This window comes from Pseudomonas sp. KU43P, assembly GCF_033095865.1.
Classification (GTDB): Bacteria; Pseudomonadota; Gammaproteobacteria; order Pseudomonadales; family Pseudomonadaceae; genus Aquipseudomonas.
On sequence record NZ_AP019365.1, the window covers coordinates 5,279,463 to 5,292,575 of the forward strand.

Consider the following 13,113-nt stretch of genomic DNA (forward strand, 5'->3'; position numbering starts at 1 on the left):
GAGCCGGCTTGCCGGCGATTGCTTTGGATGCCTTGATGAAGATCTCGACCTTTACCACCCTGCTTTGCCTTCCCATCCCCCTGCTGGCCGCCGAACGCGACGACGCGCTGAAGCTCCCCGACGTCCTGATCAGCGCCAACCGCCAGGTCGAGTCGCGCACCGCCACCAGCGCCGCCAACACCGTCTTCACCCGCAGCGACATCGACCGCCTGCAGCCCACCAGCATCACCGACCTGCTTGCCCGAGTGCCTGGCGTGCAAGTCGCCCCTACCGGCGGCCGAGGCAGCCTGCCGGGTATCTTCATCCGCGGTACCAAGGCCGCCCAGAGCCTGGTGCTGGTGGACGGTGTGCGCATCGCCAACGCCACCTCCGGCGATAGCGGCCTGCAGTTTCTCGACGTTGACCAGATCGAGCGGGTCGAAGTACTGCGTGGCTCGCGCTCGGCCATCTATGGCAGCGATGCCATCGGTGGGGTCATCCAGATCTTCACCCGCCGTGGCGATGGCCAGGGCCTGCAGCCGCGCCTGCGCCTGGCTGCGGGCAGCGACCAGACGTTCCAGCGCAGCCTGGGGCTTTCGGGCGGTAACGGCGAGACCCGCTTCAACCTCGGTGCAAGCCTCGATGAAACGGCGGGAATCGACTCGACTGGGCCGTCATTCGCCAGCGACGGCGACCATGACGCCTACCGCAACAAGTCGTTGAACCTGAGCCTGAGCCATACCTTTGGCGAACGCTTCGAAGCGGGGCTGAATCTGCTCGACAGCCGTGGCCGCAGCGAATACGACAACCCATTCGGGCGCTTCGACCTCGACACGTTCGAAAGCGTGGGGCAAAAGCCCTACACCGATTTTGCCGTCAGCAGCCTCGGCACCTATTTCGATGCCCAGATCAACGACCTGTGGCATTCGCGACTGGAACTGGGCCACAGCGAAAACCGCGATGACAAACGCGACAAGCTGAGCGACGAGCGTTTCGTCTTCAACACCTACCGCGACCAGGTCACCTGGCAAAACGACCTGGCCCTTGCCGAACAGCACAATTTGCTGATCGGCGGCGACTGGTACGAAGACCGCGTGCACGGCAGCACCGACTTCACCGAGGACAGCCGCTGGAACCGCGCTGCGTTCATCCAGCACCGCTTCAGTGGCGAACTGTTCTCCACCGAAGTGGGCGTTCGCCGCGATCAGAACCAGCAGTTTGGCGGCCAGACCACCTGGAGCGGTAGCCTCACGGTGCCGCTGAACGCCCGGAATGATGTACTGCTGTCCTACAGCGAAGGTTTTCGCGCGCCCACCTTCAATGACCTGTACTACCCGCAGTACAGCAACGCGGAACTCAAGCCTGAGCGGTCGAAAAGCTACGAACTGCAGTGGCGCAGCCAGCTCACCACTGACAGCCGCCTGGAGACGTCGCTGTACCGCACCGACCTGCGCGACGCGATCATCTTTGGTGAAGGCTCGATCCCCCGCAACGTCGCCTCGGCACGCATCAATGGCCTGGAAGTGGCACTGGATCAGCAGTGGGGCGAATGGCGCAGCCAACTTGGCCTGGCCTTGATCGACCCGCGCGACCGTGACAGCGGCCATACCCTGGCCCGCCGCGCCCGGCGCACCCTGAGCCTGGACCTGGACCGTCAGTTCGAACGCTTCGCTATCGGCGGCAGTTGGCAAGCCGTCAGCGCCAGCTACGACGATGAAGCCAATCGCAACCGCCTCGGCGGCTATGGCCTGTTCGGTCTGCGCGGCAGCTGGGCAGCGACGAATGAGCTGAAGCTGGAGGTGAAACTGGATAACGTGCTGGATAAAGACTACAGCAGAGCGCTGTACAGCTACGACGGCAACGACTATGGCTACCGCGAAGAAGGCCGCACGGCCCTGTTCAGCGTCACCTGGACGCCGGCGCTCTAGTCGCCAGCAATGCACACAGGCGGGCGGTAGCTTCGATCATCTGCCCGCTTGGACGCTCCAGGCCCTTGTCCGGCACCACCAGCAGGCGGTCGCCCGCTACGGCACTCAGGCGCGGCCAGGCTTTCCAACTGGCCAGCTGCGCCGAGTCGCCCGCCAGGATCACCTGCGGATCACGCAACAAAACAGACTCCACATTGACCTGCGGCGCTGGCTGGCCGAGGTCGGCAAAGATATTGCGCGCCCCGCAAACCGCCAATGCATCGCTGACCACCTGACCACCACCCAAGGTGTACAGCGGCCGGTCCCAGACCTGATAGAACACCCGCAGCGGCTCTGCCCGGCGATATTGCTGGCGCAACTGACGCAAGCGCTCGCTCAGCACCGCCACATAGCGCCGCCCTTGCTCCGCTCGCCCAACTTGCACGGCAATGGCCTCGATCTGCTCGAGCAACTGGTCAAGGTCATGAGGTTCGGCGCTGTAGGTGGCGATCCCCAGGCGTTTGAGCTGATCGCGCTGGGCTGGGGCCACGCTGCCCGGCCACAGCAGCAGCAAGTCCGGCTTGAGGCTGAGCAAACGCTCCATGTCCAACTGCCCTTGGCGCCCCACCGAAGGCAGGCCGGCCAGGGCGGCAGGCCGTTGACCGCCGTCGAGCACGCCTACCAGCAGGTCGTCGGCCTGCAGTTCGAGCATGATTTCACTCATGGAGGGCGCTAGGCTGATGACCCGCAACGGCTCACCGGCCTCGGCGCTGCAGGCCAGCCATGCCAACAGCCAGAACAGTGCGCGCATCAACCCAACTGACGCGGGATGCGATAGAGGTAAAGAATTACCGCGGTGGACAGTACCAGCAGGATCTGCGGCACGGCTTCGAGCCCCACCAGCACCGACAGCGCGGCGACCCAGGCCGGGAAGCAGGCGAACAGCATGGCCATGCGTCGCACGCGCGCCAACTCGATCCAGGCGGCCGGCTCTTCAGCCGTACCGAGCACCTTGGAGGTGGCGATCAGGGCGCGCTTGTAGGCGCCAAAGCGCGGCAGGCTGAGAAACATGGTCGCCGCGCCGGCGATGAACAGCGGCATGGCCAGCACGGGTATCAGCGCCTCGCCGCCGCCAAAGGCCCAGGCCATCACTGGCAGCGGCACCAGGCCGACCGCCAGGTATTGCCACCAGGCCAGCGCCAGGCGCCGCTTCACCTGGCCACGGGTCACGCCTGAGGCACCTCGCCCTGGTGTTCGTTGCCCAGCATGTGGCCGAGCTTGCCGGCTTTGGTGGCCAGGTAGTAACGGTTGTGCGGGTTGTGGCCGGTGTGCAGCGGTACACGCTCGGCAACCTTGATGTTCATGTCGGTGAGCGCCTTGACCTTGCGTGGGTTGTTGGTCATCAGGCGCAGCGATTTCACGCCCAGGTGCTCGAGCATCGGCAGGCACATGGCGTAGTCACGCTGGTCGGCGGCGAAGCCGAGGCGCTCGTTGGCCTCGACAGTGTCGGCGCCACCGTCTTGCAGTTCGTAGGCGCGGATCTTGTTCAACAGGCCGATGCCGCGTCCTTCCTGGCGCAGGTACAGCAGCACGCCACGGCCTTCACGGGCAATGGCCTGCAACGCGGCTTCCAGCTGCGAACCGCAGTCGCACCGCTGGCTGAACAGGGCATCGCCAGTCAGGCACTCGGAGTGCAGACGCCCCAGCACCGGCTCACCGTCGGCAATATCACCCAGGCTGAGCACTACGTGCTCACGGCCAGTGGCTTCGTCGAGAAAGCCATGCATGGTGAACGTTGCAAAGGGGGTCGGGAGTTTAGAGGCGGCAACAAAGACGACGGGCACGTTGTGCTCCTGGATAAGTAGGAAATTTCTCGTGAAGCGATTGTATCAGCAGGTTGGGGCCTGTGCGCTCGTTGAATACCGTGGCATAGGATCGAAAAGTTCGATGCTTAGGCTGCCTGTTGGGGCCCTATCGCCGGCAAGCCGGCTCCCACAGGGTTAGCGCTGGCATTGAGAGCAGCGCTGAACCAGTGGGTTTAGCGCTGGCCTTGAGAGCGGCGCTGAACCAGTGGGTTTGGCGCTGGCATTGAGAGCAGCGCTGAACCAGTGGGTTTAGCGCTGGCCTTGAGAGCGGCGCTGAACCTGTGGGTTTAGGGCTGGCCTTGAGAGCGGCGCTGAACCTGTGGGTTTAGCGCTGGCCTTGAGAGCAGCGCTGAACCAGTGGGTTTAGCGCTGGTCTTGAGAGCGGCGCTGAACCAGTGGGAGCCGGCTTGCCGGCGATGGGCCGCGCAGCGGCCCCAGTTATTGCGGCTTGCTGTCCGGAGTGAACGGATACGGCTGCCTCCAGTGCTCGAAAATCGGCTTCAACTCGCCACTGCGCACCAGCTCGGCCATGCGCCTGTCGAACAGGTCACGCAGGGCCTTGGCCTGATCGTTGCGCGCAAAGGCCAGGTACAACGGCAACTCGGCGACATGGGTACGGCGAAAACGCTCAGGTTGCGAGCTCTGCCCGAGCACATAATCGACTTCGGTTTGCGCATCGATGTAGAAATCCACACGGTCATGTTCGAGCATCGGCAGTATGCCTTCGCGGCGCTGGATTTCACGGAAGTTGTGCACGTTGGGCAGGTAACTGGCGTAGTCATAGCCACGCACCCAGGCCAGTCGGTAGTTGCCGACGGTGTCATTGGTCGGCACCGGCTTGTCGACAAGCCCCAGGGCATAGATATGGTCCATATCGAAATGCCAGCGCGGATAGAGGTTGTCGTCGCTCTCTTCCTTGTATGAGCCGACCCAGGCATCCGCTTCACCGCGTTTCACCAGCCCCACGGCGCGGCTGTAGGGCACGCTCTGGGCCACCACCTTGACCCCGGCCGGCTCGAATACCTTGCGCAGGACATCCCAGGCCACGCCGGTACCGTCGGCATTGGTGTAGTCGGCCCACTCTTCACTGACCAGGTGGATCTGCTTCGGCACGCCTTCGGCTGCGACCACCCAGGGCGCAACCATCAGCAATGTTGCCAGTAGCACAGTCCTTATGGCCATCGAAGCACTCCCTGTTTCAGCCTACCGCCCATACCAGAAGTTGCATGCCCAGCCAGGCGAAGACGCCAGCCAGGATATCGTCGAGCATGATGCCAACCCCGCCATGCACATGGCGATCGATCCAACGAATCGGCCACGGCTTAAGGATGTCGAAGAAGCGGAACAACAGGAACCCCGCCAGGATCCACTGCCACCCTTCCGGCACCAGCCAGAGGGTGATCCACATACCGACCATCTCGTCCCAGACAATGCCTTCATGATCGTGGACGCGCAAGTCATTGGCGACTTTTCCACATAGCCAGAAACCGAACAACATGGTGACACCCAGCAGCAGCCAGTATCCCCAGTCCGGCAGCATCTGCCACAACGGAATGAACGGGATGGCCACCATCGAACCCCAGGTACCAGGCGCTTTGGGTATGGTGCCGGAGCCGAAGCCAAAGGCGATGAAGTGCCACGGGTTGCGCCAGACCGATGGCGGAACGAACTCCGCGGGCACCTGGTTGGGGTGGTCGGTCACGGTGTCTCCCTAAAATGTTGATAACCCCGTTGTACGGGGGTGATGTCCAGGCCCTGCGGGTCACGCAGGGTCACCCCTTGCCCCTCAAGCACCCGGCCGACGACATGCACGTCGCTGTCGGCGAGGGTTTCCAGCGCTTCAGGTGGCAAGGTGAATGCCAGCACATAGTCGTCGCCGCCGGTGAGCGCCGCCTGTACCGCTGCGTCGCGGCCGAGAAAGGCTTCTAGAGCAGGAGACACTGGCACCTGCGCCAGGTTCACCTCGAGCGCGACCCCAGACGCCTTGGCGATATGCCCGCAATCGGCGAGCAGGCCGTCGGAGATGTCCAGGGCCGAGGTGGCCAGCCCGCGCAGGCGCTGGCCAAGCTCAAGCTGTGGCAGCGGCGACCAGTAGTGGGCCAGCAGCGGCTCGGCCTGCTCGGCCGGCGCTTCACGCTCACCGAGCACCAGCGGCAGTGCACCCGCAGCCTTGCCCAGCGTACCGCCCACGCACAGCAGGTCCCCCGGCCGGGCGCCGCTGCGGCGCAGGGCCTGGCCAGCCGGCACGCGGCCGAACACGGTAACGGTGATGCTCAGAGGGCCGCGCGTGGTATCACCACCGATCAGGCTGATGCGGCAACGCTGGGCCATGCGGCCGAGGCCGTCGGCGTAGGCTTCGAGCCAGTCCGGGCCAACCTCGGGCAAGGTCAGGGCCAGGGTGAAACCGATGGCTTGGGCGCCCATGGCCGCCAGGTCACTGACCGCCACGGCCAACGACCGCTGGCCAAGCAGGCGCGGGTCGCATACGGCGGGGAAATGCACGCCAGCAACCAGGGTGTCGGTCGACACCGCCAACTGCTCGCCGGGGGGAAGGTCAAGCAGGGCACAGTCATCACCGATCCCCAGGGCCACGCCCTCGCCGCCCTGCGCACAGGGCGCGGCGGCGAAGTAATGGTTGATCAGCTCGAACTCACCCATGGCTCGGCAGCGCCAAAATCAGCGCTTGTTCGCCTTGACTTCTGCTTCGCGCAGCGAAGGCGCGAGCTTGTCCAGCACGCCGTTGACGAACTTGTGGCCGTCGGTGGCACCGAAGACCTTGGCCAGTTCCACGCCTTCGTTGATCACAACGCGATACGGAACGTCGACGCGCTTGATGAGCTCCCAGGTGGACAGGCGCAGTACGGCCAGTTCGACCGGGTCGAGCTCTTCCAGTGCGATGGTCATGCAAGGCACCAGCGCCTTGTCGATCTCGCCCTTGATTCCCGGAACCCCATGCAGGATTTCGCGGAAATAGGCACCGTCGACATCGGTGAAATCGTTATCCACCCGGAACTGCGCTTCGATCTCGTTCAGCGACGCACCGGCCATGTGCCACTGATACAGCGCCTGGGTCGCGAGCTTACGGGCTTCGCGGCGCTTGGCGCTTTTCGATGGCTTGCCGGCATCCGCAGGTTTTGGATCGCGCGGGTTGAAACGATCGCTTTCGTCGCTAATCACTTGGCCTCCAACTGCGCCAGCAGGCTGACCATTTCCAGTGCGGACAGGGCAGCTTCAGCACCTTTGTTGCCGGCCTTGGTGCCGGAACGCTCGATGGCTTGCTCGATGGAATCGACGGTCAGGACACCGAAGGCCACCGGCACACCGAACTCCATGGACACCTGGGCCAGGCCCTTGGTGCATTCGCCCGCCACGTATTCGAAGTGCGGGGTACCGCCACGGATCACGGCGCCCAGGGCGATGATCGCGTCGTATTCGCCTTGCTGGGCGACTTTCTGTGCCACCAGCGGAATTTCGAACGCGCCCGGGGCACGGATGATGGTGATCTCGCTTTCGCTGACGCCGTGGCGTACCAGGGCATCAACGGCACCGCTTACCAGGCTTTCGACGACGAAGCTGTTGAAGCGGCCAACCACCAAAGCATAGCGACCTTTGGGGGCGATGAAGGTACCTTCGATGGTCTTCAGGGTCATTCCGATGTTCTCATATTCAAGAGCGAGGCCGCGCGCTGGCGGCCTCGACAGGGGTCTGGACTCGAGTATCAGGGCGTCACTGCCGCCTCAAGTCACTCGGAGGGCACGTATTCTACAACTTCCAGATCGAATCCGGATATCGCATTGAACTTCATCGGCGAACTCATCAGGCGCATCTTGCGCACGCCGAGGTCACGCAGGATCTGCGAACCGGCGCCGACGGTGCTGTATGTGGTCGGCGCCTTGGCCTGGGCGTCGCCGGCGCTTTCGCGGATGTGCGCCAGCAGCACGTCGCCGTCCAGCGGATGGCCGAGCAGCAGCACCACGCCGCTGCCGGCGTCAGCCACGGCGCTCATCGCCGCGCGCAGGCTCCAACGGCCAGGTTGCTTGACCATCAGCAGGTCACGCAGCGGGTCCATGTTGTGCACACGCACCAGGGTCGGCTCTTCGGCGCAGATCTTGCCCAGGGTCAGGGCCATGTGCACGTCGCCTTCCACCGCGTCGCGGTAGGTGACCAGGTTGAACTGGCCCAGCTCGCTCTCGATCGGCTGCTCGGACACGCGCTGCACGGTGCGCTCGTGGATCATGCGGTAGTGGATCAGGTCGGCGATGGTGCCGATCTTCAGGCCGTGCTCGGCGGCGAACACTTCCAGCTCGGCGCGACGCGACATGGTGCCGTCGTCGTTCATCACCTCGCAGATCACGCCGCTCGGCTCGAAGCCGGCCATGCGCGCCAGGTCGCAAGCGGCTTCGGTATGGCCGGCGCGAGCCAGGGTACCGCCAGGCTGGGCCATCAACGGGAAGATATGGCCAGGGCTGACGATGTCTTCGGCCTTGGCGTCCTTGGCTGCAGCGGCCTGCACGGTGCGGGCACGGTCAGCGGCGGAAATGCCGGTGGTGACGCCTTCGGCAGCTTCGATCGACACGGTGAACTTGGTGCCGAAGCCCGAGCCGTTGCGCGGCGCCATGAGCGGCAGCTTCAGCGTTTCGCAACGCTCGCGGGTCATCGGCATGCAGATCAGGCCGCGGGCGTGCTTGGCCATGAAGTTGATGTGCTCAGGCAGGCAGCACTCGGCAGCCATGATGATATCGCCTTCGTTCTCGCGGTCTTCGTCGTCCATGAGGATGACCATTTTGCCCTGGCGGATGTCTTCGACCAGTTCTTCGATGCTGTTGAGCGCCACGCGGCACCCCCTTCTCAATCAGGATTTCAAGAAGCCGTTGGCGGCCAGGAAGCTTTCGGTGATGCCACTGCCCTTGCTCGGTTCGGCGGCCTTGTCACCCAGCAGCAGACGCTCCAGGTAACGGGCCAGCAGGTCGACCTCAAGGTTCACCCGACGCCCTGCACGGTAGTCGGCCATGATGGTTTCGGACAGGGTGTGCGGGACAATGGTCAGCTCGAACTCAGCGCCATTGACCTCATTGACCGTCAGGCTGGTGCCGTCGACGGTGATCGAACCCTTGTGGGCGATGTACTTGGCCAGCTCCTTGGGTGCACGCACGCGGAACTGGATGGCGCGGGCGTTATCGCTGCGCGAAATGATTTCGCCGACACCGTCGACGTGGCCGCTGACCAGGTGGCCGCCCAGGCGGGTGGTCGGGGTCAGGGCCTTTTCCAGGTTGACCTTGCTGCCGCTCTTGAGGTCGATGAAGGCGGTGCGCTTGAGGGTCTCGACGCTGACGTCGGCCCAGAAGCCATCGCCCGGCAGCTCGACTGCGGTCAGACACACGCCGTTGACGGCAATGCTGTCACCGAGCTTGACGTCACCCAGGTCGAGCTTGCCGGTTTCGACATACACACGCACGTCACCGCCTTTCGGGGTCAGGCTGCGGATGGTGCCGATGGATTCGATGATGCCGGTGAACATGGGGTCTTCCTCAAGAACGGGTTGCGCGGGGCAAGCGCGGCATTATACGCCGGGTGCCGGCAGAGGGATGGCCGTGACCCGCCAGTCATCGCCCACTGCGCGCATTTCGGTAATTTTCAGCCGGGGCGCTTCACTCATCTTGCTCAGAGGCCAGTCCAGCAGCGGGCGGGCCTGAGAGCCGAGGAAGGTGCCGGCGACGAACAACTGAAACTCGTCGATCAGGCCGTGCTGGGCGAAGGCGCCGACCAGGCCGGCGCCGGCCTCCAGCAGGATCTCGTTGACCCCGCGAGCCGCGAGCGCCTGCATCAGGGCCGGCAGGTCGACCTGGCCATTGCTGCCGGGCAGGCTCAGCAGTTCATGGCCCGCCTCAGCGTAACGTGGCGCATCGCCCAAGGCGGTCACGACCAGGGCCGGGCCAGCCTGGAAGAACGGTGCATCCAGTGGCACGCGCAGCCGGCCGTCGATCAGTACGCGCAGTGGCGTGCGGCTCAGGGCCAACGCTGTGGTTTCCTCATCGAGCCCCAGCTCGGCGCCGCGCACGGTCATCCGTGCGTTATCGGCCAGCACGCTGGCGGCGCTTGTCAGCACCACGCTGGAGCGGGCACGCAAGCGCTGTACCGCAGATCGGGCAGCGGGGCCGGTAATCCACTGGCTTTCGCCATTGGCCATCGCCGTGCGACCGTCCAGGCTCATGGCCAGCTTGGCGCGCACGAACGGTAGGCCATGCTCCATGCGTTTGAGGAAACCTGGGTTGAGTGCACGGGCTTCGGCCTCGAGCACACCGCTGGCCACTTCGATGCCTGCCTCGGCCAAGCGCCGCAGGCCTTGCCCGGCGACTTGCGGATTGGGATCCTGCATCGCGGCCACCACGCGGGCTACGCCAGCCTTCACCAGCGCTTCGGCACACGGCGGGGTACGGCCATGATGGCTGCACGGCTCCAGGGTCACGTAGGCACAGGCGCCTTTCGCCCGCTCACCGGCCTGGCGCAGCGCATGCACCTCGGCATGCGGCTCGCCGGCACGGACATGCCAGCCTTCACCGACCACCTCGCCCTCATGGACGATCACGCAACCTACGCGGGGGTTGGGGTGGGTGGTGTACATACCCTTGCGCGCGAGCTCCAGGGCACGGGCCATGTAATGGGCGTCGAGGATCGCGGTCTGGCTCGGCATGCTCACTCTTTAGCCGGCTCACGGGCCAGGCGGTCGATTTCTTCGCGGAATTCGTCGAGGTCCTGGAAGCGCCGGTAAACCGAAGCGAAACGGATGTAGGCCACTTCATCGAGCTTGCGCAGCTCAGCCATCACCAGTTCACCGACCACCAGCGACTTGACCTCACGCTCGCCCGTCGCTCGCAGCCGGCTCTTGATGTGCGCCAGCGCCGCTTCCAGGCGCTCGACGCTGACCGGGCGCTTCTCCAGCGCGCGCTGCATGCCGGCACGCAGCTTGTCTTCATCGAAGGGCTGGCGCGTGCCGTCCTGCTTGATCAGCCGGGGCAGCACCAGCTCGGCAGTTTCGAAGGTGGTGAAACGCTCGCCGCAAGCCACGCACTCGCGGCGGCGGCGCACTTGTTCGCCCTCGGCGACCAGGCGCGAGTCGATGACCTTGGTGTCGTTGGCACCGCAAAAGGGACAGTGCATGGTGGCAGGCAACAAAAAAAGGGAGGGCCATGGTAGCGCATTGCACTGGCAAGACAAGCCAAAGGGGTTAACATCCATGCAATTCTGCCCGTGAAGGACTCCCCTATGCATTTTCGCGTGCTCGCCGTGCTGTGCTGCACCGCCCTGCTGGCTGCCTGTGGCAGTGACAAGCCGAAGATCGAACAAACGTCCGCGCCAGCACCCGCCAAGGTGACCAAGAAGGCACAGCCACTCGGCCCGCTGCCGGCCTACCAGCGTGAGTTGAGCGGCACCTTGCTGAACATTCCGGCGGGTGCCGACGTGGAACTGGCCCTGCTGGTGATCGACGAGCGTGACCGGCCGCAACAACTGCTGGCCAGCAGCACCCTGACCGGCACCGGCCAAGACCTGCCCTATCAGCTGCGTTTCAACCCCGAGGCCTTCCCTGCCGGCGCCCGGGTCGAGCTGCGCGGCCGCGCCAGCAGCTCGGGCCAGCTGATCATGCACCTGCCGCCGGTGCGCATTGTCCAGGCCCAGACCCAAGCTACCGGCCCATTACGTTTCGAGAAGGCGCCGTAAGTGGCGCCGCTGGCACTGCAGCAGGCCCTCAGCGGGCTGATCGGTGAAGCGCGGCTGGTCGTCAGCGAATTGCCCGAGTGCGACCTCAAGCTCTGGCTGATCGACGACCAGAACATGGACCGCGCCTTCAGCAGCGAGGAAACCCGGCGCATTCTCGAGGAGCCGCCCTACTGGAGCTTCTGCTGGGCCAGCGGCCTGGCCATGGCCCGCTACCTCGCCGCGCACCCCGAATGGGTCGCCGGCAAGCGCGTGCTGGACTTCGGCGCGGGCTCGGGCATTGCCGGCATCGCTGCCGCGCGTGCCGGTGCCCTGGAAGTGGTGGCCTGCGACCTCGACCCGCTGGCCCTGCAGGCCTGCCAGGCCAATGCCTTGCTCAACGGCGTAAAGCTTGATTACAGCAACGACTTCTTCGCCGAAGCCGACCGTTTCGACCTCATCCTGGTCGCCGACGTGCTCTACGATCGCGCCAACCTGCCGTTGCTCGATGCCTTCCTCAGCCGCGGCCGTCAGGCCCTGGTGGCCGACTCGCGGGTACGCGATTTTCGTCACCCGCTGTACCAGCACTTGGGCGTACTCGAAGCCCTGACCTTGCCTGACCTGGCCGAACCACACGAATTCCGCCGGGTCAGCCTGTACCACGCCAGACGCGAGCCTTTATAGTGGTGCCATTCACTGATTTGCGAGAGTCACGATGAGCCAGCAAACGCCTTACATCTTCGATGCTACCGATGCCAACTTCCAGCAACTGGTGATCGAGAACTCCTTCCACAAACCGGTCCTGGTGGACTTCTGGGCCGAGTGGTGCGCGCCGTGCAAGGCCCTGATGCCGCTGCTGGCCAAGATTGCCGAGGGCTACCAGGGCGAGTTGCTGCTGGCCAAGATCAATTGCGACGTCGAGCAGCAAGTGGTGGCCCAGTTCGGCATTCGCAGCCTGCCGACCGTGGTGCTGTTCAAGGATGGCCAGCCGGTCGACGGTTTCGCCGGTGCGCAGCCGGAGTCGGCGATCCGCGCCATGCTCGAGCCGCATGTGCAGATGCCTGCCGCCCCGGCTGCATCGCCACTGGAGCAGGCCAAGACGCTGTTCGCCGAAAGCCGTTTCGCGGAGGCGGAAGCTGCGCTGCAGCAACTGCTGAGCGAAGACAACAGCAACGCCGAAGCGCTGATCCTGTATGCACGTTGCCTGGCCGAGCGTGGTGAGCTGGGCGAAGCCCAGGTGGTGCTGGACGCGGTCAAGACCGACGAACACAAGGCCGCCCTGGCAGGTGCCAAGGCTCAGCTGACCTTCCTGCGCCAGGCCGCCAGCCTGCCGGAAGTGGCAGACCTCAAGAGCCGACTGGCGCAGAACCCGCAGGATGATGAAGCGGCTTACCAGCTAAGCATTCAGCAGTTGGCGCGCCAGCAGTACGAGGCGGCGCTGGACGGGCTGTTGAAGCTGTTCCAGCGTAATCGTGGGTATGAAAGCGGGTTGCCGCAAAAAGCAATGCTGCAGGTGTTCGAACTGCTGGGCGGCGATCATCCGCTGGTGGGTGTGTACCGTCGCAAGCTGTCGGCGGCCATGTTCTGACCCATTGCGACCCTATCGCCGGCAAGCCGGCTCCCACAGGTACTTTGTGGGAGCCGGCTTGCCGGCGATACGGCCGGTACAG

At 64.6% G+C, this 13,113-nt stretch carries 16 protein-coding genes; 4 read left to right on the forward strand and 12 right to left on the reverse strand.

The window, feature by feature from the left end; all coding sequences use genetic code 11:
* Positions 1-35 precede the first annotated feature (35 nt).
* The gene (locus KU43P_RS24160) at positions 36-1,907 is read left to right on the forward strand and encodes a TonB-dependent receptor domain-containing protein (protein ID WP_317660014.1); all 1,872 of its coding nucleotides are present in this window, start codon (positions 36-38) and stop codon (positions 1,905-1,907) included.
* Here KU43P_RS24160 and KU43P_RS24165 read toward each other — a convergent pair.
* From KU43P_RS24165 to nrdR, 12 genes are all read right to left on the reverse strand, one after another.
* Positions 1,885-2,697 carry a cobalamin-binding protein gene (locus KU43P_RS24165; RefSeq protein ID WP_317660015.1) on the reverse strand — a complete coding sequence of 271 codons (813 nt, stop codon included), beginning with the start codon at positions 2,695-2,697 and terminating at the stop codon, positions 1,885-1,887. The genes KU43P_RS24160 and KU43P_RS24165 overlap by 23 nt on opposite strands.
* Positions 2,697-3,116: an MFS transporter gene (locus KU43P_RS24170; protein ID WP_317660016.1), complete on the reverse strand. Its 420-nt coding sequence runs from the start codon at positions 3,114-3,116 to the stop codon at positions 2,697-2,699. Before KU43P_RS24170 ends, KU43P_RS24165 begins: the two co-directional genes overlap by 1 nt.
* Entirely contained in the window at positions 3,113-3,730 is a 618-nt protein-coding gene (gene ribA / locus KU43P_RS24175; protein ID WP_186478744.1) for a GTP cyclohydrolase II, read from the reverse strand. Before ribA ends, KU43P_RS24170 begins: the two co-directional genes overlap by 4 nt.
* A gap of 459 nt (positions 3,731-4,189) precedes the next feature.
* Positions 4,190-4,933 carry a substrate-binding periplasmic protein gene (locus KU43P_RS24180; RefSeq protein WP_317660017.1) on the reverse strand — a complete coding sequence of 248 codons (744 nt, stop codon included), beginning with the start codon at positions 4,931-4,933 and terminating at the stop codon, positions 4,190-4,192.
* 16 nt (positions 4,934-4,949) lie between these two features.
* The gene (locus tag KU43P_RS24185; RefSeq protein WP_317660018.1) at positions 4,950-5,453 is read right to left on the reverse strand and encodes a phosphatidylglycerophosphatase A; all 504 of its coding nucleotides are present in this window, start codon (positions 5,451-5,453) and stop codon (positions 4,950-4,952) included.
* Positions 5,450-6,409, reverse strand: coding sequence for a thiamine-phosphate kinase (gene thiL, locus KU43P_RS24190; protein WP_317660019.1), 960 nt, complete (start codon positions 6,407-6,409; stop codon positions 5,450-5,452). The genes KU43P_RS24185 and thiL overlap by 4 nt, the downstream gene beginning before the upstream one ends.
* Positions 6,410-6,427: 18 nt before the next feature.
* A complete protein-coding gene (gene nusB, locus KU43P_RS24195) occupies positions 6,428-6,928 on the reverse strand; it encodes a transcription antitermination factor NusB (RefSeq protein ID WP_317660020.1) in 501 nt (166 codons plus the stop codon).
* Positions 6,925-7,401, reverse strand: a complete 477-nt coding sequence (gene ribE / locus KU43P_RS24200; protein ID WP_317660021.1) for a 6,7-dimethyl-8-ribityllumazine synthase — start codon at positions 7,399-7,401, stop codon at positions 6,925-6,927. The genes nusB and ribE overlap by 4 nt, the downstream gene beginning before the upstream one ends.
* 92 nt (positions 7,402-7,493) lie before the next feature.
* Positions 7,494-8,585: a bifunctional 3,4-dihydroxy-2-butanone-4-phosphate synthase/GTP cyclohydrolase II gene (gene ribBA / locus KU43P_RS24205; protein ID WP_317660022.1), complete on the reverse strand. Its 1,092-nt coding sequence runs from the start codon at positions 8,583-8,585 to the stop codon at positions 7,494-7,496.
* 18 nt (positions 8,586-8,603) lie between these two features.
* Positions 8,604-9,269 carry a riboflavin synthase gene (locus KU43P_RS24210; protein WP_003255399.1) on the reverse strand — a complete coding sequence of 222 codons (666 nt, stop codon included), beginning with the start codon at positions 9,267-9,269 and terminating at the stop codon, positions 8,604-8,606.
* Between the two features lie 42 nt (positions 9,270-9,311).
* On the reverse strand, positions 9,312-10,442 hold the full coding sequence (gene ribD, locus KU43P_RS24215) for a bifunctional diaminohydroxyphosphoribosylaminopyrimidine deaminase/5-amino-6-(5-phosphoribosylamino)uracil reductase RibD (RefSeq protein WP_317660023.1): 1,131 nt from the start codon (positions 10,440-10,442) through the stop codon (positions 9,312-9,314).
* A 2-nt stretch (positions 10,443-10,444) separates the two neighbouring features.
* A complete protein-coding gene (nrdR, locus tag KU43P_RS24220; RefSeq protein ID WP_016393425.1) occupies positions 10,445-10,909 on the reverse strand; it encodes a transcriptional regulator NrdR in 465 nt (154 codons plus the stop codon).
* A gap of 105 nt (positions 10,910-11,014) precedes the next feature.
* On the opposite strand from nrdR, the gene KU43P_RS24225 reads away from it, so the two are divergent.
* From KU43P_RS24225 to trxA, 3 genes are read left to right on the forward strand one after another with little or no spacing between them, the layout of a single operon-like run.
* Entirely contained in the window at positions 11,015-11,467 is a 453-nt protein-coding gene (locus tag KU43P_RS24225) for a YbaY family lipoprotein (RefSeq protein ID WP_317660024.1), read from the forward strand.
* Positions 11,468-12,127 (forward strand): class I SAM-dependent methyltransferase, encoded by a 660-nt coding sequence (locus KU43P_RS24230; RefSeq protein WP_317660025.1) that lies wholly within the window; start codon positions 11,468-11,470, stop codon positions 12,125-12,127.
* A gap of 31 nt (positions 12,128-12,158) precedes the next feature.
* Positions 12,159-13,031 carry a thioredoxin gene (gene trxA, locus KU43P_RS24235; RefSeq protein WP_317660026.1) on the forward strand — a complete coding sequence of 291 codons (873 nt, stop codon included), beginning with the start codon at positions 12,159-12,161 and terminating at the stop codon, positions 13,029-13,031.
* Positions 13,032-13,113 lie beyond the last annotated feature (82 nt).